Below are 23356 nucleotides of genomic sequence, written 5' to 3' on the forward strand. Positions count from 1 at the left end.
GACGCAATGCGTGTACTCGTTCCGTACCTTGCCACGCACGGCCTTCGCCCGTTCCAGCGCTACTTTCCGGACATGCTGTGGCGCGTTGAGGCGAAGGCCCGAACGGCGTACCTCACGTTCGACGACGGGCCGACGGAGGAGATGACGGACGACCTCCTTGACCTTCTCGCTGAGTACGATGCCCAGGCGACTCACTTCCTCGTCGGGCAGAATGCCGAGACACATCCCGACCGGGTCCGGGCCATCGTGTCGGCCGGGCATCGGATTGGCAATCATACGTACACCCACGTCGATCCCTGGTCGGTCCCGGAGAAGGAGCTGCTCGCGGAGCTGACGCGAACGTCGAAGCGCCTGTCAGAGCTTGCCCAGTCCCGAATCCACGCCCTGCGCCCCCCCTACGGCCACCCTACCGGTACGCTTCGCCGGTGGTGTGCCGAGCAAAACCAGCGCATGGTGATGTGGGACGTGATGCCCGGCGACTACCTCAAAACCGCTACGGCCGCTCGCGTGTCCCGATTCGTCATTCGGCATGTGCGGCCCGGATCCGTAATCGTCCTGCACGACAACCCGATCTGCGAGGACGTAACCCTCCCGGCCCTCGAGACGATTCTGGACACGCTTACCAGTGAGGGATGGTCCTTCGACGCCCTCTAGAGCTCGACCGACCTCTTCAGGTCCAAGGCCGTGAGACGCAAGGCGCGGTCGCCCTCGTCCTCGGCGATGGTGGCCGCCTATTCAAGCCGATCGTGGAGCTCAACGAGAAAGGACCGGAGTGCTTTCAGATTCTCCGCCGTGTCCTTCTCCGCCTCCCTGCGCTCAATCGCCTGGCGTGCCCCGTCGATCGTGTATTTCTTCTCCTTGAGCAAGTAGCGGATGCGCTTGACGGTCTCGACATCCTCCTCGGTGTACACGCGCCGGCCTGCCCGGTTTTTCTGAGGACTCAAGACCTCGAACTCTTGCTCCCAGTACCGCAGGACATGCGGTTCCTGATCCACGATCTCGCTGACCTCCCCGATCGAATGGTAGAGCTTCTCAATTTCGTCCTCCGACATGGCTGCACCCTCGCGCTGGATGAGTGTGTTGAAGATGCCTGATGTACGGAAAAGCGTCCCCACCGTTCGGCCCAGTCGGGCGTCGTCCACGACCTCACGCTGTCGGCGCGCTACGCCCCGACCAGTTCGAACGTCGAACCGACGGCCGGGTCCTTCTCCACCTCGATGCGCACCGGAAAGGCGCGCTTGAGTCGCTCCAGATGCGTGATGACGAGCACCTTGGCGAAATCCTCCCGGATGGCCTGAATGGCCTCCACCAGCCGCTCGATCCCATCCTCATCCTGCGTCCCGAATCCCTCGTCGATCACAAGGGTCCGAACCCGCACGCCGCTACGCTCCGCCAGAAGCTGAGCGAGCGCGACGCGAAGGGCGAAGTTGACCCGGAAGCTTTCTCCGCCCGAATAGGTTTCGTAGGGGCGCGGCACCCCGTGCTCATCGGTGATGATAATCTCAAGGGTTTCCTTGGTCCCCCCGCTTTTCTTTTCCTTGAGGGTCTCGAGGCGGACGTGCATCCGCCCCTCCGTGAGCCGATCCAGAATGCGGTTGGCCCGTTCCTCGATCTCTGGAAGCGTCTCCTCGATGATCAGAGAGGGAATCCCGTGTTTGCCGAAGGCCGTGCGGAGGTGCTTGAATCGATGCTGCTGCGCGGCGGCCTCCTCCCGCTCCTCCTTCGCCTCCTGGAGCGCCTCCCGATCTGACTCGGCCTGCTCCAGACGGGCCTCCAGCTTCCCGAGCCGTTGCTGCAACTCGCTGAGGGCATCCTCCTCGGCCTGCACGCGCTGAGAGGTGGCTTCTTGCTTTTCGACAAGTGCTTCTTTGCCCTCAAGCGTCTCCTCCAATTTCTCCAGTCGCTCCTCCAGTGCCGCCTTTTCGTCCTTCGCCTGCTCGAGTCGATCCTGAACCTGATCGCGCTGCTCGCACCAGTCCGCACGGTTTTGCTGCGCGTTTTTAAGCGCGCTGCGCCGGTCGGGAATTCCATCTAGGTCCCGAATCCGCTGGCGCACCTGTTGGAAGCGATCCGGGTCAAAGTCGATGTCCTCGAGGGCCTCCTCCAGTCGGTCGATGCGATCCCGCAGGTCCTCGAAGGCTGTGTGCTCCTCCAGCGACGTGCGGAGCTCGCCGATCTGCTCGTCGTGCTGTTTGATTTTGCGGTCCAACTCGTCGCGTCGACGGTCCGCATCCTCGAGCTCCTGGATCCGACCCAGGTGCTGGTCCAGCCGGGCCGCCCGGGCCTGCAGGGTCTCGAACGTGTCGGCATTCACGGTGAGGGCCCCGAGACGTTGCTTGCAGGCCTGCCACCGGCGGCGGGCGCTCTCGGCGAAACGGCCTGTTTTCAATTGATGGGTGAGCTGGTCGACTTGTTCTTTGTGAGCAGCAAGGGATTCAGCGGTTTCTTCTAAGGCCTGGTACTGCTCCCGGACCGTGGCGAGGGCCTCCGGAACGTCATCGAGCTCGCTACGCTCTTCCTGGAGGCGGCGGTACGACCGGCGGAGCTTGGCCCGTTTGGCCTTCTGTTCCTCAATCCGACGCTCCTCTTCCTCGATGGCAGTCTCCAGCTCGTCGATGTGAGACTGAAGGGTGCTTTCCACCTCCCGACGGTGGGCCTCCGTAAGTTCCGTTCCGCATGTCGGGCACACATCGCCGTCCGCCTCCCGGAATCGGTGGAGCTCTTCGACGTCACGCTCGCGTTCTTCCCGCCAGGCCTCCAGCTGGCCGGTGCGTTCCTGCAGCGTCTCCGACAGCTGTTTCCCTTGCGCCTCAATGTTCTCGAGGTGCTCGTCGAGATCCGCCCGCCGCTGCTGCTTGCTCTCCAGCTCGTCGATGCGCGTTGCCAGGTCGTCTTTCTTTTCGAGCGCTTCTTGCTCCTGCTCAATCTGATTCTGGCGCGTGTCGATCTCCGCCTTCAGCTGCTGCCGCTTTTTCACGATGGCCGCTTTGGCCTCGCTCAGGGTGTCCTGCAACTGCTCCCGCTGCCGCCGGACCCGCCTCAGTTCCCCGAGCTGTTGGCGCGCAGCCTGGGACCTGCGGACGCGCGCTTCGATCTCGGGCCGTTGGGCGAGTACCTCCCGGCACTCCTCCAGAGACTCTGCGAGGCCGTTCCGCTCGACCTTCAGCCGGTCGAGGCGACGCTCAAGCTCGTTGCGTCGGTCTTGGAGCGTGGATCGCTCCTGTTCGAGCGTTTTCTCCAGGTCGCGCCGCCGGTCGCGCTTCTCATCAAGGACGTCCCGCTCGTCCTGGAGCGACTGATACTCCTCGTAGGCCTCCTCGATGGCCGCTTGCTCCTCCAGGAGCTCATCGGCCTCAGCGATCCGTTCGCTCAAGGCGTCCATCTCCTCCCGGTGTCGCTCGATGCGCTCATCCAGGGCCTGAATGGACTCCCGAACCGATTGCGCTTCCCGGGCCTTGGCTTCGAGATCGGCGCGCTCCTGCGTGAGTTCTTTCTCCTGGGCACGCAGCTGGGCCAGCAGCTTCTTCTGCTCCGCGATCTTCGCCTGCACGGTCTCCCGCTCGTCCTCCCACTCTGGGACGTCCTCAAGGGACTGCTCGAGGCGTTCGATGTCCGCCTCCGCGCGCTTCCGGCGCTCTTTGGCCGCCCGCCAGCGGTCGCGGGCCTTGTCCTCGAGGGCGTCGTACTTGTCGAGATTGAGGATCCGAACGAGGATTTCCTTCCGCTGACTCGGACTTTTCTTCGTGAACTCGTCCGATCGTCCCTGGAGCAGGAACGCCGAGTTGATGAAGGTGTCGTAGTCCAGCCCGAGGGTGTCTTCGATTCGGGCCTGGGTTTCGCGCTGGGTGGCCCCCGTGAGGGGATGGTAACTGTCTCCCTCCGACTCTTTGATCTGAAACTCGAGGTCGGAGTAGGTGGTCTTGCCGGTCTCGGACTTCGAGAAGGAGCGGGTGACCCGGTATCGGGTGTGTTCCAGGTCAAAGGTGAAGGTGACCTCCATGTGACGGGTGCCGATCCGGATGAGCTCCTCGTCGGGCTTCCGACGACCACTCGACTTTCGCGCCTCGCCCCAGATGGCCCAGGTCATCGCGTCGAGCAGGGCCGACTTTCCTTCCCCGTTGCCGCCGGAGAGGCACGCCACGTTGAAGGTCCCAAAGTCGAGGGGCGGAACGTCTGTGCCGTAGCTCAGGAAGTTCTTCAGTTCCAGGCGGACAGGGATCATGCGGGTAGGGACAGCACACTGCGTTGGAGGGATGCATCCTCGATGCCCACGGGCACCGGTACGGGAAATTTCCGCCGCCCACCTGCTGTTTCACACCCTCGCCCGCGGCCTACCGGAACTGCACGGGGGTTACGATGACGGTCGTCTCTACGACATCATTCAGCCCCTCGTCCGCGAGGTGCTCCTTTAGGAAAGCCTCCGTCGCCTCCGCAATGCGGGCCCGTTCCGGCGCGTCGACCGCCCCGTCCACAGAGGCCAACAGGGACTCCTCCCCTTCCACGTCCAGACGCGCATCGATCCGTTCTCGAGGGGCCCCGGGCACCCGTTCGTCCCGAAACTGCAGATCGACGGTGAGGCTGCAGTCCGTGATTCCGTGGTTGTGGAGCACGTCCGTCGTCGTCTCCTCGATCGCCCTCCGCAGGTCGCCGGCAAGCGCGGGGTTGAGGCGGCTGTTCTCCAGTACGGCCCCGCGAATCGAATCGACGTCGGTGTCGGCGGTCACGTGCATGTCGATCATGATGTCACTTCCGAGTACGGCCATCGGCTCAGGGAACGATAACGGGGAAAACAACTCCGGGTGCAAGAACCAAGGAGTGAGTGAAAAGCTTCGTTCACTTTTTCTTAAAGATATCTGGGATGCTCGCTGTTCCTAGCGCTGTTGATTCGGAGTCACGGGCCAGTACTCGACATGGCCGACTCTTTGCCCGACGACGGGGTCGTCGGCGACCGGATCTCAGCCCGGACGCGCGTTCCGAGCTCATCGGCGGCCCTCTTGGCAGCCGGGAACCAGTTCTCGGCGGCCTCCATGGTGCGGGGCAGAAGCTGGGCGACGGGCCGATACAGGGTCGACTTCTTCTTCGTCTTCTCACTCGGGACTTCTATGCCGGTGAGGGCCAAAAAGAGAAGGCTCAGGAGCAGGGCTGCTTTGAAGCCGCCAACGGCCCCACCGGCGACCCGGTCCAACACCGATAGGGAAAGTGACGCGAGGACTTGCTCCAGAAACCGGGAAATCACCAGGAAGAGAAGGTAGACGCCCAGAAACAGTGTAGTAAATCCGGCGAGAGGCGCCAGGGACTCGGACAGCTTGAGGCTCTCCACAATCATGTTCCCAACCATCCCCATGAACTCAACCGAGACAAGGAAGGCGACCACGAGCCCGACGAGACTCGCAACCTGTCGCACGGCCCCAACCGAGTAGCCCCGCAACAGGCCCCCAATGAGGATCGCGATGATAAGCCAGTCGAGCACAGTGAGCATGGCACAGCCGCTGTTCCGCTCAGGGAAAAGGCTGGTTATTCGAATAGTGAGGAGACAGCACGGCAGTGTAACGGTAATAACTGAACGCGGATGGTGCAACCCCTCGATGATCTTGGCGGAGGCGCGAGCTTCTCTGCGGAAGCCCTCTGGCAGACCAAGGTGAAGCCAGGATGCAGCGAGTGACGTGCACGTGGGGCCTGGGTGAGCCGGTAAGATGCCTCGAGCGAGACAACTCCTCTCCGTCGGCCGCTAGGTGCGCGAGGCGTGTGAGACAGGGGGAGCCGTCTCTCCACCGGGCTGTGCGATGATCTCGGTGGGGGCGACCCGGAGCCGCCGGCCGAATGCCTCTTTGAAGAGACTGCCCTCCTCTTCTGCCCCCCACACCTCAAGCTGCGGATCTTCTTTCGTCGCCAGGAGGAGATGCAAGGCATTGGCGGTGAGGCGAGCCCGAATCGCGACCACGTTCTGGAAGTGGCTCCGATCTAGCCCCTCCGCCACCCGAAGCAGCCCGGTCAACTGGCGGACCCGCCGCTGCTGCGCCGGAGACAGTTGCCCGAAGTGATGGTCCGCTGAGGCGGGTGCCGGCCCGCGGTGATAGCGGGCCGCAAGCGCTACGAGCGAAATCTCCTCGGGCTGAAATCCCTGGAGGTCAGCGTGCTCGATGAGGTAGTGGGAGTGCTCGTTGTGCTCGTCGTGGTTTACGAGGTAGCCCACGTCGTGCAGGAGCGCCGCGTACTCCAGCAGCTCCGCGTCGCTCGCCGGCCCGTCGTACAAAGGGCGGCACACGTCGAAGAGCAAGGTCGCCGTGGCCGCTACGTGCTGGGCGTGGTCCTCCTCCCAGTCGAACCGGTAGGCGATCTCGTGCACGCTGCGCCTTCGGGGGTCCCGGTAGGACGCCATTTTCCGGAGACGAGCGGCGTCCGACTGGATATAGTGCACCACCATCCCCTCCCGAAGAGCATTCGGAGACACCCTTATGTCCTCGACCGAGGGAAGACCTGCGCAGATCGTGTCGAGCAGGAGCGCCCCCGCCCCAATCTGATCGACCCGCTTCGGCTCAATGCCGGGGTGTGCCATCCGCTCTTCAGCGGAGGCCCCCAGGATTTTTCGGAGAGCCCTCCGCACGCGGTCGACGGGGAAGGCTTGCTGGAAGATGGAGCGGTTGTTATCCCCAAATTCGTGGCGCGTCACGCGGACCAGGCTCTTCATCGTGCCCGACGACCCGACGAGGGTCGTAATTCCATGCTCTCGGCAGACCGAAAACACCTCCTTCAGCTCCTTCTTGAAGTGGGCCCGTAGTTGAGCCCGTTCGTCGCTCGAGATCGGGTCCGTCGTCAAGAATCGCTCCGTCATGCGGGCGGCCCCCAGCTTCAGGCTCACGTCGTAGGCGTCCGAGTCCTCGTCCACGACGATGAACTCTACAGAACCACCCCCAATGTCCACCAGCAGGGTTGGTTCTGGAAACTCAACCGCCCGCCGCACCCCTTGAAAAATGAGGTGGGCCTCCTGCTCTCCCGTGATGGGGCGGATGCGGAGGTTCAGCTCCTCGCGGGCCTGTCGGATGAACGCTCCCCCATTGGCAGCCTCCCGGATGGCGCTCGTGGCAAACGCAAGATAATCGCGCACCCCCCAGCCGTCGGCGAGGAGCTTGATCCGCTTCAACGCGTGGAGGCCCCGTTCCATCGCCTCCTCGGGGAGCCGGTTGGCGTCGAGGCCGTGCTGCCCGAGGCGCACCATCTCCTTCAGGCGGTCTACCACCTGATAGCTGCCATTCGGATGGGCGTCGACGATAATGGCGTGGAAGGAGTTGGTGCCCAGGTCGATTACGCAAACGCGCACCGGCGACGCCGCGGTGCCAGACCGGTAGGTCGTTTCCGGGACGCGCACGCAGGCGGCCCGCTCGCGGGGAGTGAGCATGCAGGACGGTGTCGTTCGTGGGGACAGTTGCGAATGAAACGCGGGCAGAGATTCTTTTCGAGGCGGCCACCTCAGATTTGCACACGAAAAATTCCACGCCGATAAATGATGCCAGAGGCCTCTGGTTCGTAGCCGTCCCGCTCTGACCGAGGCCCCCGCCTCTGTCGATGATACCTGCCCAGGAAATCCACTGGCGTCGGTTGCCGAGTGGGGAATGGTCGTTCCCGGAAGGGGGCAAACATGTCCGAGGGTCCAACGGCTGGCCCCAACCGGACAGGAACAATGGCGGCGCACCTCCGGAAACGAGGCACTTCGACGGGCCGAGGCCATCGCGCCCGCCCTGCGGCTGGGAGCCCCGTGGCGACCTGCGCATCGTGACCTGCGACGGGGAATGACGCAGTCCCCCGGCAGTCGCTATTGCGATGCCGCCGTGCTTTCGTCCGTCGTCAAAAGTCCCCGGCTGGCTTCGAGGAGCGAGATGAAGCCGGCGCGGGTCCCATTCGGGTCGTCCCCGCGGCCCTGCTCGGCCAGGCGCCGCACGTCGTCGAGGGTGAGCGACCCATTGTACTTCGAATCGCGGAGCAGCATGCCGTAGCCCGCCACGGCCGCGGCGAAGTGGAAGTCGCCCGACACCTCCCGAGTGGCCATCTCGCGGGTCAGCGGACGTTTGATGAGCTGGCTCGTGTCCCCATCCGGTTCTTTGTAGCGCAGCTTGAGGGTGAGCAGCTCGTCCGAGGCCGATGCTTCGTCGCTAGGCTGGGTCTCTTGATATTTCAGGTCGCCCACCGTGGGCACGTCCACCTCCGACTCTACGCCCCGCGGAATCACGTCGTAAAGAGCCGTGACGCTATGGCCGGCGCCCAGCTCGCCGGCATCTGTGCTGTCGTCGGCAAACTCCTCATCCTCGAGCTGCCGGTTCACATATCCAATGAGTCGATACGCCGCCACCTCCGCCGGATTGAACTCGACTTGCACCTTCACGTCCTTCGCAATCGTCTGCAGGGTCGAGCCCAGCTGGTCGACGAGCACGCGCCGGGCCTCCGTGGCCGAGTCGACGTAGTAGTAGTTGCCGTTGCCGTGGTTGGCAAGCGTTTCCATCTTGTTGTCCTTGATGTTGCCGGTGCCAAAGCCCAGCACGGTGAGGGCCGTACCGCTGTCTCGCTTCCGTTCCACCAGCCGCTGCAGCGCCCCATCGCTAGAGAGGCCCACGTTGAAGTCGCCATCGGTGGCCAGGATGACGCGGTTGATGCCGTCGTCGATGTAGTTCTCCTCCGCCACGGCGTAGGCCTGCCGGATGCCCGCGGCGCCTGCGGTAGAGCCCCCCGCCTCCAGCCGGGTGATGGCCTGCTTGATCGAGTCGGTCTCGGTGCCGGGAGTCGACTCCAGCACGAGGCCGGAGGAGCCGGCGTAGACGACCATCGCTACGCGGTCTTCGGGGCGGAGCTGTTCGGCCAGCATCCGAAAGCCCTTCTTGAGGAGCGGGAGCTTTCGGGGAGACCGCATCGATCCGGAGACGTCGACCAGGAAGACGAGGTTGCTCGGCGGACGCTCGGCCCTGGGCACCCGACGCCCCTGAATGCCGATGTGGACGAGCCGGTGCTTCTCGCGCCAGGGAGCCGATCCCGTTTCCATTGTCACGGAAAATGGGTGCTCGTCGTCAGCGGTTGGGGCCGGGTAATCATACTGAAAGTAGTTTAGAAACTCCTCGATGCGAACCGCGTCCTTCGGCGGCTGCTCGCCGTCCCGGATGAACCGTCGTACATTCGTGTAGGATGCCCCGTCCACATCGATCGCGAAGGTCGACAACGGATGATCCGAGACCGCGCGGAAGTCGTTGGACTCGATGGGGGCGTAGTCCTCCGTATTCCAGTTCGACGGAGGCCGTCTCCGCATACCTCCTCCTTGCTGTGCGGACGGTGCTACGTTCAATGCCGCGTCAAACTCGCGCTCTGCCCCTGGCTTCGTGGTGGAGGGATCCGTCCGGGAGGGCGCAAGCGAAAAGGAGACCCGGGTGTTCGTCCCGGTCTCTACGGTAGCTGTTTTCTGGACGGACGCATACCCCGGAGATTGGGCAGTCACGACGTGCCGTCCAGGGGGTACATTGGGGAGACGGAACCGCCCTTTCGTTCCCGTTGCGTCTCCGATCTGCAGGCTATCGATTGTGACTTTAACGCCCGACAGTCGCTGTCCCGTTTTTGCGTCCGCAACGGTGCCAACGATGGTCCCGGTTGAGGCCGTCTGGGTCGGCTGGGCCGCGGCCGTCTCCGACGAGAGTGAAGAAAGACACAGAAGCGTAGTAAGCAGCGCGGCGACGTATCGCATGGCGTCCGTGAGATTTGATGGCGTGCAGAAGAAGCGTACACATTCACTTCAAAAAACGCTCACGGCGCGGGATTATTGCCGGGGACGGTTTTCAGGAGGGGTCTCCCCCTGCTACGTCGGGAGGTCTGCCTGTTCGGCCACGGCCGACGCGATGGCCTCCGCCATCGCTTCCGGTGGACGTTCTGGCGTCCAGCGCACCGCCGTGAGCTCGTCGCGGTGCGAATAGGTCCAGTGCAGGAGCAGTCGGATCTCGGTGGTATCCCGCTTCGACAGGGAGTCCGGCGGCGTGACCGACGGGTCGAACACGGCCCGGCACCGGTCCTGGAGCCGCGCCTGCTGCTCGTCGTCAAAGGGAAGCGGGCACACGATCGCGTCCTCAAACCGTCCAAAGCGGACGAGTAGCACGTCGACACGGCCCTCCCGGTCGTTTTCGGTGTGGACGAGTGCCGCGTGGTGCTGGCGCACCGGGGCCGCTGCGATGCGCTGCTTCTCCAGGATGCGCTCAAGCTGCTCGATCGTGTCCCGAAACTTGGCGGCTCGCTCAAAGTCGTGCTGGTCGGACGCCTGCTGCATCCGGTCCCGCAGCCGATCGAGCACCGTTGGGTCGCGGCCTTCAAGGAAGGCCTGCACCCGGTTTACCACCTCAGCGTACCGCCCTGGATTCTCCTCTTCGCAGGGCGCCGTGCAGCGGTCCATGTCCGCATAGAGACAGCGCTGGCCCAGGTGGAGCCGGCTGTCGTCGCACTCTCGGAGTTGGAAAAACCGGCTAACGACGTCGACAACCATCTCGGCCTGCTCGGCGTTTCGGACCGGTCCGTAGTACTCGGCACCGTCGTCCGACAGCGACCGGGTCCACGAGACGGTTGGGTACTCGTGGGTGGCGTCGAGGCGAATGAAGGGGCGGCTGTAGTACCGCCGCTGAGCCCGGTTATAGCGAGGCTTTTCGGTCTTGATGAGGTGCGATTCGCGGAGGAGGGCCTGTAGTTCGGTCGGGGTCGTTTCCCAGTCTACCGTCCGCACCTTCTGGAGCATCTTGCGCTTCCGCCCGCTCCGCGACTCGACGGCCGTGAAGTGGCTCCGAAGCCGGTCGGGCAAGCACTTTGCCTTGCCGATGTATAGGGAGGTTCCCGAGCTGTTGCGGAGCGCGTACACGCCGGGAGCATCGGGCACATCCGGAAGCACTTCGTTCCGGATCTGCTCCAGGTGGCTCGGGGTTTCCCGGACCGTCTGGTACGACTGATACTGGAACGAAAGGAGCTCGTCGAGGGTCTCGATGCGGTGCTCAAACTCCAGCTGCTGGAGGAGGCGGCGAAGGACGATGCTCGTGGCCTCCGCGTCCCCCAGCGCACGGTGGCGCCCGTCCACGTCGATGTCGTAGAATTGGGCGAGCCGACTCAGGCCCTTCGAGTCCAGCCCGGGGAGCAGCCGACGAGCCAACCGCAGCGTGCAGAGCCCGTCGTTCTGGAGTGGGTTCCGGCCCAGCCGTTCCAGCTCCGCATCGATAAAGTCTCGATCGAACGACTGATTGTGGGCGACGAAGACCCCTTCCCCGAGAAAGTCGAGGTACGCCGGGAGAACGTCCTCCATCGGCGGGGCGTCGAAGACCATGGCGGTCGTGATGCCGGTGAGCTTCGTGATGCGCCCCGGAACCGACCGCTGCGGATTCACGAGGTGCTGGAACCGGTCGAGCACCTGACCGTCGCGGACCTTGACGGCACCGAGCTCAATGACCCGGTTGGTGTCCGCCGAGGTCCCGGTCGTCTCAACGTCTGTGACCACGAACGTAGCGTCGGTAACCTCCATCAATTCAGTTCGGGCGCTGCGGATTCAGGTGATCGTGCTTCTCCTCGAGTGTCTGGAGAGTCGGGAGGTCGTAGTTGAAATGGTAGAGAGCCCCTTCCCAGGAGCCATACTGCGCATTGGGGAGGACAATCCACCGCGTGCCCCAGTACCTCCGGAGCGCATGGCTGCGCTTGCGCCGTGCCGCAACCGTCGTGTCCGCCTGGGCCACGAAATCGCCGAAGTTGTCGCCGATGAGAAGAAGAATCCGGTACCGCTCCGCGACCCAGGCCCGACGCGCACTCTTGGGGCCCCATCCTTCCATTTCTCCCTGAGTGAGGACGGCGTCCGGAGCGTCGTCGATCGGGAACCCGAGGGCCTTCAGGTTGTCGCGTGTCGATTCTTCGACATCGGCGTCCCGGTTGGTCAGATAAATGACCTGTACTCCGCTCCGCACAGCTGCCTGGGTGAAGCCGAGGGCCCCCGGCACGGCTCCCGCGCGTTCCTCCCGAACCCACGCCTTCCACGTTTCCGAGCTATAGGCCGCGTTGTTGCGGATGAGACGAGCCTGGTAGGCACTGTTGTCGAGCACCGTCTCGTCCACGTCGAGCACCACGGCCGGAGGCTTGTCCCGGTACACGCCGGATCCATTCTCTGCCTGCTCGAGAGCGGCCGTCCACGTGCTGTCGGCCAGCGCCTGCCGCATCCGGACCTCCGCCAGGGCGTACGCCTGCCGAGCAGTGCCCGTGTACTCGACGGAGGTCTGCGCCCAGAGGGTGCTGTGGAGGTTGGGATTCCGGAGACTCGCCGCTCGGGCCAGGCTGTCGTTGAGGGCCTCTAGGCTGTCCACCCGATCTCGGAGTTCCGACGCGGACTCGGGCGAGAGGGAGGTGCGGGCCGACCGGCACGCCCCAATCATCAACGTCCCGAGGAGCAGGATGGGGACCAGCCGGGACGACATCAGACAATCCGGCACGCGCATGACCAGCAATGGTTGCGTCTCATCCATGACGACTCTTTCTTCTCGATTCCGAAAATACCTGGAATCGGCCGCGGGCGCAACCCGAACAAGGTGACAAGGCAGGAAAGATGCCTCGACATTTCCCGGCTCCACGGGAGGACTCCGGACCATCTTCACCAGGAGGCGACCGGATTACGTGTTCGTTGATTCCCGACCGGACGGGGAACGATCTTCGGGACAAGAGTATGACGTGTACACTGACATCTCTTTTACAAACCCGTCGATGTCTACCATGGGCGACGCCCAAGACTTCGCCTCATTCGCCAAGAATCTCACGTCGCTCCCCACGAGCATCTATGAGGGAGGATTGAGCGACCAACCCACCTCGGGCCTCGTTCCGAAGGTGGTCGAGCAGACCACGCGTGGGGAACGAGCCTATGACATCTTCAGCCGACTGCTGAAGGAACGGATCGTGTTTGTTGGCACCCCCATCAACGACCAGATTGCGAACCTGACGGTTGCGCAGCTCCTGTACCTGGAGAATGAGGGGTCGAGCCAGGACATCAGCCTTTACATCAACTCGCCTGGGGGGGTCATCTACAGCGGACTAGGGGTGTATGACACGATGCAGTATGTCGAGTCGCCGATTTCCACAATCTGCGTGGGCTTGGCCGCCTCCATGGGATCGGTGCTCCTCGCCGCCGGCGAAGAGGGCCGGCGGGCCTGCCTCCCGAACTCTCGCGTGATGATGCACCAGCCGATGGGAGGCGCCCAGGGCCAAGCTACCGACATCGAGATTCGGGCCAACGAGCTGGCGTGGCTCAAGAAGCGCCTCTACCAGATCCTCTCCCACCATTCCGACACGGACATCGATAAAATCAGGGCCGACGCCGACCGGAACTACTGGCTGAGCGCGGAGGAGGCGCGGGACTACGGCCTCGTGGATGACGTGCTCAACCCCGAAAACCTGGAAGGCCTAAAGGCCCTCCACACGAACGGAGAAGCCGACGCGTCTTCCGAGAACGGATCCGACGAAGGCTAGGAGTGCCCCCTTGGCCTCTTCGCCGTGGGAATCTGAGACCCGCCCTCTCAGTGTTGAAGGATCGCCCACGTTGTCTCTGAGCACTGGTCCCTCGGCATCCCTATCCGACTGGTCGGAGCCCTCACTGCTCCTTGTCCGGCAGGAAACAGTCCCTGCCGATCGGTTCCGTACGTTCGAGGCCTGACCTTCCCACTCGGGCATGGGGCCGACTGTGGACCCGGTACGAACGGGAAGTGCGCGAAACCTCCGAGATCCCGCTCCTCTTCTTCCTCCGGTCCCTCCTGCAACCGGATAGATCCGTTCCTCCTCCCGCCTTCCATTGCCCTAGCGCTGCCTCCCTACGATGGAATACCGACACCTCGGCACCTCCGGCCTCAAGACCTCGGTGCTCTCGTACGGGTCGTGGGTGACCTTTGGCGATCAGATTGACACGGAACGCGCCGCCGAATGCATGCAGGTGGCCTACGACCATGGCGTCAACTTCTTCGACAACGCCGAGGCCTACGTGGGGGGCCGGTCGGAGCGCATGATGGGGCAGATCATCCAGGACAAAGGATGGGACCGGACCGATTTGGTCGTCTCGACCAAGATTTTCTGGGGCGGCGACGGACCCAACGATCAGGGTCTCTCCCGCAAACACGTGATCGAAGGCACCGAGGCGTCCCTCCGGCGCCTGCAGATGGATTACGTGGACCTCTTGTTCTGTCACCGACCCGACGTCGAAACCCCGATCGAGGAGACGGTGCGGGCAATGAGTTACCTCGTCGATCACGGATACGCTTTCTACTGGGGGACGAGTGAGTGGAGCGCGCAGCAGATCCGACACGCCTACGAGGTGGCCCGCCGCGAGCACCTCGTGCCTCCGACCATGGAGCAGCCCCAGTACAACATGTTTCACCGAACCCGTGTGGAAAAGGAGTACACGCCGCTCTACGACGACCTCGGCCTGGGCACTACGACCTGGAGCCCCCTCGCCAGCGGTCTCCTCACCGGAAAATACAACGACGGCATTCCGGAGGAAAGTCGTCTCGCGACCGAGGGCTACGAATGGCTCCAGGACCAGGTTCTCGTCGAGGAGCGCCTCGAGAAGGTGCGGCAACTAACGGAGGTCGCCGATTCCCTTGGCTGCACCACGGCCCAACTCGCGCTTGCCTGGTGCACCCTGAATCCCGACGTGAGCACCGTCATTACCGGGGCCACCTCGCCCGCACAGGTCGAGGAGAACATGCAGGCCCTCGACGTGGTCGACCGGATTGACGAGGACGTGAACGCCCGGATCGAGACGATCCTTGACAACCAGCCGGAGTCCCTACCGAATTATCGACGCTCCTAACGGGGTGCCCGCCGTTCCGGCTACAGGGTGGACGCTGTGCGGGCGTCGTGCAGTTCCCCGTCGGCCTTGAGTTTGTAGGAGGCCCCGGACCGGTCCAGCTCCGGTGTAGGACAGGCGAGCAGATATACCTCGTCGGTTTCGATGACGGCTACCTGTAGACGAATGGGAGTTTCGTCCTGCTCGATGTCGCTGAGGCGATTGGAGAGGAACTGATCGTTGAAGCGGGCCCATACTCGGGCGCTCGCACCATCCACAGTTAATTTGCCGGTAGTGAACCCGTGGAGGGGACGGAACGCCCCGTCTTCGTTCTCCTTGCGCCACTGCACGTTCGTAAGAAGGTACTCGCCGTCGGGGAGACTGGACATCGATGCTGGATCGGGCTGAATGGTCAAGGATTAGATGTCGACCCCGAACTGGAGGCCGGAGGAGATTCAGGATCGACCGGTAAGCTGTATTCGTACCAGCCCTGCTGGTTCGGCGCCGGGTTCCCTTTACGCTGCAGCCCCCCACCACGGCGTTCTCTCAGCAACACACCAATATGCCCTCTCCTCGCTTTCCTTCGGGCGTCTGTGCCGCCAGCCTGACCCCGCTCCACGACGACGGCATCGTCCACGACGCGTTCGCCCGCCACGTCGAGTGGTTACTTGCGCACGGCTGCGACGGGTGTCTGCTGTTCGGCACGACCGGGGAAGGGCTGTCGTTTACCGTGGACGAGCGACGGGCCGCCCTGGACGCCCTGCTGTCGAACGGCGTTCCGGCCGACCGGCTCCTGGTGGGCAGTGGGGCCCTGGCCCTTCCCGATGCGATCCGGCTGACCCAGCACGCGACGGCCCGAGGTGTGGCGGGCGTCCTGGTGCTGCCGCCCTTCCACTACCGAGCCGTGCGGGAGCCGGGGGTCGTCCGCTTCTACGATCGGCTCGTTCAACGCGTCGGCAGCGCGGACCTTCGCCTGTACTTCTACCACTTTCCCGAACTCTCGGGGGTCCCTATCTCCGTCGACGCGATTGAACACCTGCGGAGTGCCTACCCCAGCCAGATTGCCGGCATTAAGGACTCAAGCGGGCACTGGGACCACACGGACGCCCTTTGCCGCCACTTTCCGGGGCTACAGGTCTTCTCCGGAACCGAGCGCCTGCTTCTCCCGACCCTGCGGGCCAACGGGGCGGGCTGCATTTCGGCCACCGTCAACGTGACTGCCCCGCTCGCCGCCCGGCTTTTGTCGGCCTGGCAGGATGGCGGCTCCCCCGACGCCCTCCAAGAGCGGCTGGCCGCACTCCGAACGGCCTTCGCCTCCCTACCCACCATTCCGTCCCTGAAACAGGTGGTCGCTCACTCGCGCAACACCCCGGAGTGGAAGCGAACGCGACCTCCTCTTGCCTCTCTCTCCGACGAAGAGGAGACGGAGGTGGATGCGCTCATCTCGCGTCTCGAGGGCGAGGTGGAGTTGCCGAACGAGCCATCCTGAACACGGCATAGGCGATGGGGGCGCCAATCGCACCCGGAGAGCACTCGGCCGCGTTCGCTCCCACCACGTCGTCCCCAGCTCTGGATGTCGAGAGCGGGCGCCGGAGCGGAAGCGAGGATGTGTCCCGGCGGCGAGACTGGAGGCGTCCAGAGTGCTATTTCATCGCGGGTTCCTCCAGGAAACGTAGTTTGGCTCCCAGCGACTAAGGACCGCGGAGCCGGGAATGGTTTTTGTTCCCGGCAGGAGAAGAGCGAACCGTCCGGCGCGGACCCTCACAACTCTGCATGGGAACTCAGGGCGAAGCGCCCGGTCGTCGTCTCGGCACAACTTTGCCGTTGGGCGTGATCCGCTGGTCCTCATCGGGCTTCTGAGTCGGAAATCGACCGATGGGCGCGTCCGGGTTCTTGTCCTTCGGCACGTAATGGACGTGGCCGCCGTGGGGGACTTTTTCGAATCGCTTGTTCCGGTAGGGATTGATCACCTCCCGCATCAAGATTCCGAAGAACACCAGTAGGATTCCCCCAGCGACCCATTTCCGCCAGGAGCGTTTGAAGGTCGAGGCGTCGGCGGACGACGAATCAGACATCGTTGCGTGCAGGCGATCGGCGATGAAGGCACGAGGGTCCAGGGCGCACCGGCTCCGTGCTAGCGGGGAAGGGTGATTCCTTCCTGGTGTTGATACTTCCCCTCTTTGTCCGCGTAGGAGACCTCCGGCGTCTCGCCGTGGAGAAAGACAACCTGAGCGATACCCTCGTTGGCGTACACCTTGGCGGGCAAGGGGGTGCCGTTCCCAATCTCGATGGTGACGTGCCCCTCCCACCCCGGCTCCAGAGGCGTAACGTTCACGATGATTCCGGAGCGGGCGTAGGTTGACTTCCCGAGGACCAGTCCCAGAGTGTCCGCTGGCATGCGGAAGTACTCGATCGACCGGCCGAGGACGTAGGAGTTTGGAGGAATGAGAATATGGTCCTCGACATCGTATTCCACCAGGGCGCGTTCATCGATCCGTTTCGGGTCCACGACGCTGTTGTAGATGTTGGGGGTAAACACTCGAAACTGCTCGGCAACCCGCATGTCGTAGCCGAACGAACTCAGGCCGTAGCTCACGACCTCGTCCCGCACCTGTTCGTCGATGAACGGATCGATCATGTCGTACTCGGTGGCGAGGTCTCGAATCTGATGGTCGGGGAGAATCATAGGGAGCGGTTCTGAACTGAGACGGGCAGTGGAAGCTGGGGATGCGATTACGGCTAGACGCTAACGGGGGCAGCCACGCCGGTGCTCCCCCAGGAGTTTACGCAGCTGTCGTGAGGCCCTGCGTGAGGAGGCGCTGGGCCTCCCGTCCGTAGTTGAAGAGGAGGTCGGCTGCGGACATCCCGGGCTCGAATCCCTCAAAATTTTGGTGATAGGTGGGGGGATCGTACGAAACGGTCTGTATCTCGGCATCCACGGTAGAGGGGACCTGGTCTGCGTCTCCCACGACCGTCAGCACGTCGGCGTCCATGGCTTCGATGATGCCCGGAATGTCGTCCGGACGTCCGTCTAGCTCCGACGCCCGCTGCAGAGACGTTCGCATCCCGTACAGCTCAGCCAACAACTCCACCGACCGGGACGTGCATGCGCCGAGACGGCGCCACGTTTGCTCGAAGAAGGGCTGGAAGGAGTCTTTGAGGAACGAGAAGTACATGGTCGTTCGATAATTGTAGAGGAACGACCGCCAGTGCTTCTCCTGCCAACGGCCTCCGGTCTCGATTTCAACGCTGAGGGCGGGGGCGCCGACCGGCGTCCTGAAGAGCGGAATCGTGATCCAATGCCACCCCTGGGCGTCTCGAACTTTGCTACGGTTCTGGAACGATTTCCGACGGTAGGGGAACGTGTCCGCAAGTATGAAGTGATCCACGTGCTGAACAAGCGCCATGTACTCGCAGCGTGGAAAGTACTCGGGAGGGCGGACAGCAATCATCGACCTCTGGTACGCTTCCAAGCAATCAGGTGAGTCTCCTCTGTGTCCTCGCGCATGAAGGAGCGAGTGTGCGATGGGAGCGATGTCGACTGTCTCCACGGGCCCTGTTCCGAAAACTCGTACCTCGCGGACCTGCAGACGTTCAGCGGTCCGCTCGTTGACCGCGTACCCGCACTCTCAGTGCAATCCCGCGCGCCCGCTCGGCACCATTCCCGCATCCCTTTCCCCAACTTTATCCTCTGTCTCCCTTCATGTCGACCTCCGAATCGTCCTCTTCTGTCCTGGGCGCGAATCCGAAGTTCCTCTTCCGGTTTGCGTTCTGGATGTTCGTCGGGTCAATCTCGTTCAGCATCGCGGGGATGCTGCTCCTGAAACTCGTTCCGTCGACGATGTCCGTATTCGGGCCCATCTACACGAAGCTGGTGAAGACTCCCACGTGGATCTTCATGACCATGCTGGCCATACTGCCCGTCCTCATGTACGGGCCTGAGCTGGGCTGGAAGCGGATCGCATTTTTCGCAGGGTGGGGATGTTTCATAGGCGGAGCCAGCGAACTCATCGGAACCACGGGGCTCTTTACAGTTGGAGGGATTCCGCTTCCCTTCGGAGAATACGAGTACACGCAGTGGCTTGGGCCGAAGATTGCCGGGCACGTGCCGTATTTCATCCCGCCCTCGTGGTTCGCGATGTCAGTCGTCTCCTTGGACCTGGCCCGTCGAGCGACCAGCACCCGGTGGCGCTACCTTGCGCTCGGCACGCTGTTTATGGTGCTCTGGGACGTTTCGCTCGATCCCGCAATGAACCGGGCGTTTCCGTTCTGGAACTACGGAACGGATGGATTTTTCTTCGGAATGCCGATCTCCAACTGGTGCGGATGGGCGGCCGTGACGTTCGTGATTTTGCTCGGCTATGAATATCTTGGGGGAGGACTCCCTACGAAAAATCCCTGGGCGCCCTGGGTGTACGTGCTCAACTGCTTTTTTCCCCTCGCAATCTCTGTGCTTCAAGGCTTCTATCTCGCTGGGCTCATCGGGGCCGTTGCCACGGCATTTCCCTTCGCCGTTCTTTGGATGTCCAACCCTGCGACCCTAAAACGGTCGATGGCCCCCGCGTAAGTCCCCCGCCTGCTCTATCCCACCACGCTCGGTCCATCTGGAATCCTCCATGTCAACGCCCTCCCTCGACAGCCGCGTCGATGAAAACCAGTGGATCTGGGAATCTTTTCGCTACCACTCCCGAACCTTCTCCCTGGCGGCCTACCTGTTGCCGACGTCGGTACAACTCCCCGTGGCGACGCTCTATCTCTACTGCCGCCGGGTAGACTCTATCGCTGATCAGCGCGTCCTGGAGGTCGGTCCCGAGCAGGCCCTGGAGGAGGTGCAGGCGGTGCAGGACCGGCTCGATCAGACCCTGAGAGGGTCCCCGCCCCAGAACACAGTCCTCTGGCGACGGCTTGCCGAGGTGCACGAGCAGCACACCCTTCCCCGAGCCCCCTTGTACGAACTCATTGAGGGGGCAGTCTGGGACCTGGAGGAGCGCCCCATCGACACGAGAGACGACCTGGTCTCCTACTCGAATCTCGTTGGGGGCAGCGTAGGGGCCATGATGCTCCCGTTCCTAGCCGACACCGATCGGCACGACGCTTTGGAGCCGGCCGCCCGCCGATTGGGAATCGCCATGCAGATTACGAACATCGTGAGGGACGTCGGGGAGGACATCCAACATCTCGATCGGGTGTACCTGCCGAAGCAGTGGCTCTGCGAGCACGACGTTCGCGTGGAGTCGCTGGAGGCGGCCCAGGTCTCGAACGGCTACCCTCGGCTCGTGGAGCAGGCCATGGAGACCGCCGAGGAGTTCTATGCGGAGAGCTTCGAGGGCATAGCGGCCCTTCCCTTCTGGACCCGAACCGGTATCCGGGCCGCCGCTCGCATGTACCGCGAAATCATGAACGAGGTACGAGCCAACGACTACGACAACTTGAACGAACGAGCGTTTGTCTCCCTGAAGCGCAAGCTGTCCCTTATCCTCTACGACGGATACGAGCGTCGCAAAGAGCGACTGCGTTCTGTGAACTAGTCCTGCCCAAGTGCTTCCGCCCCGCCGCTCCTCGCACCCGTGGCCCCCATTCGCCGACTCACCGAGGCCCTTCTCCGATTCGACCTCCGTCGCTCCTTCCAGCGGGTGTGCTGGGTCGGAGAGTGGCCCCCTGACGTGCCGGAGTGTCCCCTGATCGCGTACGCGAACCACCACCACTTCTACGATGGCCACCTGGCGTGGCTCCTCTTTCGCGCTCGCATGAACCGGCGCCCCACCTTGTGGATGGCTGAATGGGACCGATTCCCCTTCTTCGCGGCCGTCGGCGCCCAGCCCTTTCCCCCCGATGACCCCAGTCGTCGCGCCGCTACGATGCGTCGCACGGCACGTCGCTTCCGGGATCGTCCCCGCACCATCCTCGTGTACTATCCGGAGGGGACCCTCCATTCTCCGGACGACGGGATCCGAGCATTCGATTCGTCGGCCTTGCAGCGGCTGGGCGAACTGTATCCGGAGGCTTCGTGGTGGCCCTACGCGGTCCACGTCACGTGGTGGGACGATGCCACCCCGACGGCGCTCCTCACAGGAGGAGACGCTCACGCGCCCGACGGGCGGGAGCGGACGCGTCTCCAGCACCTGTGGCAGCAGCTTCGGACCCCGGACCGCCCCTCTACCCACTGTCTCCTGCAGGGGTACGGGAGTTTGGAGGAATGGTGGAATCTTTCGTTCACTGCCTCGTTCTTCGAGCGATACCTTTAGCTGTGACCACGCTGCTATTGTGCTTATGTGCTACGATCATGTCCCCCCTCGCGCAGGTTGTGCAGACCGCCTACGCCCGACAGAACGCCGAACGGCTCCGTTCCTTGACTAAGCGCGCAGACTCACGGGTCGACAGTCTCCTCATTCGATATCGGCTGTATCCGCTGACAGAAGACGAGGCGGTCCTGAAGAACATCCCCACTTCGCTCTCCGACGGGAGTGCCCGCGAGTATGCTCTTCTGTCCGGACTTTGGGCGTACCGGGCCGGTGAGGCCTCCGTCTTTTCGGTCATCCAGTACGGCCGGCGGTCTGCACAGCTGCTCGAGGAGGCGAAAAAGCAGGACGCCGACGCCCCGTTTGTGCTACTCGTCGAGGGTCAATCCCTGCTCTTCCGCCCCGCCCTCGCAGGAAGAGATGTGGAGGCGGCGGCTCGCCGGTTCGATCAACTGGCCCAGATCGTCCGGGACGGCGATGTTCCGGGCATCGCGCACGCGGAGGCGCAGGTCTGGCGCTGGCTGGCCCTCCGCGAGGCCGGCCAGTCCCGAAAGGCCAAAGCCCTTCGGAAGCGCCTGCAGGAGCAGGACCTGCCCCCTCTCTACCAGCAGTTCCTTGACGATCCGCCCGAGGTGTGAGCATCTGCAGCAACCGCTTACCTCTCTCGACGGACCGACCCGATGACCCTCGATCTCACTCTGCTCCTCATTCCCCCGCTCGCCTGCGCACACGCTGCCTTCTGGGGGATTCTGATCAGCAACCTGGCGTACCTGCGGCGACACCGCCCCCCCTCGCTCGAATCGTACCCGTCTCTCAGTGTGTGCATCCCGGCGCGCAACGAAGCACAGAATCTCCGACGGCTTCTCCCCACCCTTCAGTCGCAGGACTACCCGGACCTCGAGGTCATCGTCTGGGACGACGGGTCCGAAGACGGGACGTCCAACCTGCTGGCTTCTATCGACGACCCGCGAATCTCGTCGTTCCGAGGAGAAGGGCCTCCTCAGGATTGGGTCGGCAAGGTGCACGCCCTTTACCAGTGCACACGCCGGGCATCTGGGGAGTACTATCTGTTCCTCGACGCCGACGCGGAGCTGCTATGCCCCGATGCCCTCCGCACGCTCATGGACCGGCACGTGAACTCGTCCACGCGGGTCTCCTCCGGATTTCCCCACTTGAAGGGGAGCGCCCTCCTTCTGGTGAGTCTTGTCCCCCACGCCCTCCTCCAGAGTCTGCCGTGGTTTCTTGTCGCCCGAACCCAAACCTCGTCCCTCAGTGCCCTCAACGGGCAGTGCTGGCTCGTCGACCAGGCCCTGTATCACAACCACGAGCCCCACGCCGAGGTAAACGGTGAGATTCTGGAAGATGTTGCCATTGGGCGCTACCTGAAGGCGCAGGGCTATCCTCCCTCTCTCCTGGACGTGCAGGATGTGGTGGCGGTGCATATGTACGACAGCTTCGGGGCGGCCTGGCGGGGGTTCCGGAAGAACGCGTACCTTCTCCTCGGCGGCACAGTCCCACAGTTTGCCTTCATGTACGGAGGATTTGTCCTCACCTGGCTGGTGGCCCCGCTGCTATCGGCGTGGTTCCTCGCCTCCCTCTACGGATTTAAAATTGTGACCGACCGGGCGAGTGGCATGCCCGTGTACGTCACCCTGCTGGCACCGGTCTCGTACCTGCTGGGACTGGCCCTTCAGTTGGATTCCGCCCTCCACCACTGGACCGGCCAAGTAACTTGGAAGGGACGCTCGGTCCACACTTCTTCTCTTGCTCCTGCGTCCACGACGGACGGCGAGTCCTGACCCTCCGGCGTCGCCGGTACCAACGCGCCCCATCCTCTTCGGCGGGTGCCTCCCAATCCGGCCGAGCGTTCGACGCGACCGTGGGGCTCCGTTTAGGAACCGGGCGTGTAGACAGAGGCCGTTCTGTTCATTACACTCTGGACGACGGCGACTACTTTTCCCAACCACACGTTCCGCCATGCGGTTCAGCCTGATTCTTTCGCTCATCATCGCCGTGATAGCGGTAGTGTTTGCACTCCAGAATCCGCAGCCGATGGACGTCAATTTGCTCTTCTTCAAGGCCCGCGGATCGACGGCTCTCGTTCTCATCTTGACCTTCGTGTTCGGGGTGCTGGTCGGCCTGCTAAGCACCCTCGCCAGCCGGATTCGTACCCGCCGTAAGCTTAAGAAGCTACAGAAGGAGCAGGAGGCGGACGCAAGGTCCACGTCGGCAACAACCTCGTCTACGTCTTCGGAGTCCTCCGGGCCCTCCAAGGAACGTGGATCGGCCGAGGAATCGGGGCAGTGAT

At 63.3% G+C, this 23356-nt stretch carries 22 protein-coding genes; 10 read left to right on the top strand and 12 right to left on the bottom strand.

Annotation, left to right across the window (positions count from 1 at the left end; genetic code table 11):
• Positions 1-6: 6 nt before the first annotated feature.
• Entirely contained in the window at positions 7-654 is a 648-nt protein-coding gene (locus tag ABEL04_RS02790; protein WP_375800858.1) for a polysaccharide deacetylase family protein, read from the top strand.
• Positions 655-731: 77 nt separating this feature from the next.
• On the opposite strand, the gene ABEL04_RS02795 is transcribed toward ABEL04_RS02790, so the two are convergent.
• From ABEL04_RS02795 to ABEL04_RS02830, 8 genes are all read right to left on the bottom strand, one after another.
• Complete coding sequence (locus ABEL04_RS02795; RefSeq protein ID WP_375800859.1) at positions 732-1142, bottom strand: MerR family transcriptional regulator; 411 nt, start codon at positions 1140-1142, stop codon at positions 732-734.
• A gap of 20 nt (positions 1143-1162) precedes the next feature.
• Positions 1163-4222, bottom strand: a complete 3060-nt coding sequence (locus tag ABEL04_RS02800; protein WP_375800860.1) for an AAA family ATPase — start codon at positions 4220-4222, stop codon at positions 1163-1165.
• Between the two features lie 109 nt (positions 4223-4331).
• Entirely contained in the window at positions 4332-4763 is a 432-nt protein-coding gene (locus tag ABEL04_RS02805) for a hypothetical protein (RefSeq protein WP_375800861.1), read from the bottom strand.
• 128 nt (positions 4764-4891) lie between these two features.
• On the bottom strand, positions 4892-5479 hold the full coding sequence (locus ABEL04_RS02810) for a CvpA family protein (protein ID WP_375800862.1): 588 nt from the start codon (positions 5477-5479) through the stop codon (positions 4892-4894).
• A 249-nt stretch (positions 5480-5728) separates the two neighbouring features.
• Positions 5729-7396, bottom strand: coding sequence for an HD domain-containing protein (locus ABEL04_RS02815; protein ID WP_375800863.1), 1668 nt, complete (start codon positions 7394-7396; stop codon positions 5729-5731).
• 414 nt (positions 7397-7810) lie between these two features.
• On the bottom strand, positions 7811-9718 hold the full coding sequence (locus ABEL04_RS02820) for a von Willebrand factor type A domain-containing protein (protein ID WP_375800864.1): 1908 nt from the start codon (positions 9716-9718) through the stop codon (positions 7811-7813).
• A gap of 111 nt (positions 9719-9829) precedes the next feature.
• The gene (locus ABEL04_RS02825) at positions 9830-11521 is read right to left on the bottom strand and encodes a DEDD exonuclease domain-containing protein (RefSeq protein ID WP_375800865.1); all 1692 of its coding nucleotides are present in this window, start codon (positions 11519-11521) and stop codon (positions 9830-9832) included.
• 4 nt (positions 11522-11525) lie between these two features.
• Positions 11526-12506, bottom strand: a complete 981-nt coding sequence (locus ABEL04_RS02830; protein WP_375800866.1) for a 5'-nucleotidase, lipoprotein e(P4) family — start codon at positions 12504-12506, stop codon at positions 11526-11528.
• A gap of 244 nt (positions 12507-12750) precedes the next feature.
• Here ABEL04_RS02830 and ABEL04_RS02835 point away from each other — a divergent pair, with 244 nt between their 5' ends.
• Together ABEL04_RS02835 and ABEL04_RS02840 are read left to right on the top strand one after the other, a co-directional pair.
• Positions 12751-13500, top strand: coding sequence for an ATP-dependent Clp protease proteolytic subunit (locus tag ABEL04_RS02835; RefSeq protein WP_375800867.1), 750 nt, complete (start codon positions 12751-12753; stop codon positions 13498-13500).
• A gap of 343 nt (positions 13501-13843) precedes the next feature.
• Positions 13844-14833 (top strand): potassium channel beta subunit family protein, encoded by a 990-nt coding sequence (locus ABEL04_RS02840; protein WP_375800868.1) that lies wholly within the window; start codon positions 13844-13846, stop codon positions 14831-14833.
• A gap of 20 nt (positions 14834-14853) precedes the next feature.
• Here the strand turns inward: ABEL04_RS02840 and ABEL04_RS02845 are convergent, their stop codons facing one another.
• Positions 14854-15198, bottom strand: coding sequence for a hypothetical protein (locus tag ABEL04_RS02845; protein ID WP_375800869.1), 345 nt, complete (start codon positions 15196-15198; stop codon positions 14854-14856).
• Positions 15199-15371: 173 nt separating this feature from the next.
• On the opposite strand from ABEL04_RS02845, the gene ABEL04_RS02850 reads away from it, so the two are divergent.
• Entirely contained in the window at positions 15372-16298 is a 927-nt protein-coding gene (locus tag ABEL04_RS02850; protein ID WP_375800870.1) for a dihydrodipicolinate synthase family protein, read from the top strand.
• A gap of 292 nt (positions 16299-16590) precedes the next feature.
• Here ABEL04_RS02850 and ABEL04_RS02855 read toward each other — a convergent pair whose 3' ends face one another.
• The 3 genes from ABEL04_RS02855 to ABEL04_RS02865 form a co-directional block, all read right to left on the bottom strand.
• Positions 16591-16884 (bottom strand): hypothetical protein, encoded by a 294-nt coding sequence (locus ABEL04_RS02855; protein ID WP_375800871.1) that lies wholly within the window; start codon positions 16882-16884, stop codon positions 16591-16593.
• Positions 16885-16943: 59 nt separating this feature from the next.
• Positions 16944-17495, bottom strand: a complete 552-nt coding sequence (gene dcd / locus ABEL04_RS02860) for a dCTP deaminase (protein WP_375800872.1) — start codon at positions 17493-17495, stop codon at positions 16944-16946.
• 97 nt (positions 17496-17592) lie between these two features.
• Complete coding sequence (locus ABEL04_RS02865) at positions 17593-18261, bottom strand: WbqC family protein (RefSeq protein WP_375800873.1); 669 nt, start codon at positions 18259-18261, stop codon at positions 17593-17595.
• Positions 18262-18512: 251 nt separating this feature from the next.
• On the opposite strand from ABEL04_RS02865, the gene cruF reads away from it, so the two are divergent.
• The 6 genes from cruF (at position 18513) to ABEL04_RS02895 (ending at position 23355) form a co-directional block, all read left to right on the top strand.
• Positions 18513-19376 carry a bisanhydrobacterioruberin hydratase CruF gene (cruF, locus tag ABEL04_RS02870; protein WP_375800874.1) on the top strand — a complete coding sequence of 288 codons (864 nt, stop codon included), beginning with the start codon at positions 18513-18515 and terminating at the stop codon, positions 19374-19376.
• A gap of 49 nt (positions 19377-19425) precedes the next feature.
• Positions 19426-20337, top strand: coding sequence for a phytoene/squalene synthase family protein (locus ABEL04_RS02875; protein ID WP_375800875.1), 912 nt, complete (start codon positions 19426-19428; stop codon positions 20335-20337).
• A 39-nt stretch (positions 20338-20376) separates the two neighbouring features.
• Entirely contained in the window at positions 20377-21054 is a 678-nt protein-coding gene (locus ABEL04_RS02880) for an acyltransferase (protein ID WP_375800876.1), read from the top strand.
• 38 nt (positions 21055-21092) lie between these two features.
• Positions 21093-21686, top strand: coding sequence for a hypothetical protein (locus ABEL04_RS02885; RefSeq protein ID WP_375800877.1), 594 nt, complete (start codon positions 21093-21095; stop codon positions 21684-21686).
• Positions 21687-21728: 42 nt separating this feature from the next.
• The gene (locus tag ABEL04_RS02890; RefSeq protein WP_375800878.1) at positions 21729-22847 is read left to right on the top strand and encodes a glycosyltransferase; all 1119 of its coding nucleotides are present in this window, start codon (positions 21729-21731) and stop codon (positions 22845-22847) included.
• 178 nt (positions 22848-23025) lie between these two features.
• Entirely contained in the window at positions 23026-23355 is a 330-nt protein-coding gene (locus ABEL04_RS02895; RefSeq protein ID WP_375800879.1) for a lipopolysaccharide assembly LapA domain-containing protein, read from the top strand.
• The last annotated feature ends 1 nt before the right edge of the window (position 23356 follow it).

It is taken from the genome of Salinibacter sp., assembly GCF_042218895.1.
GTDB lineage: Bacteria > Bacteroidota > Rhodothermia > Rhodothermales > Salinibacteraceae > Salinibacter.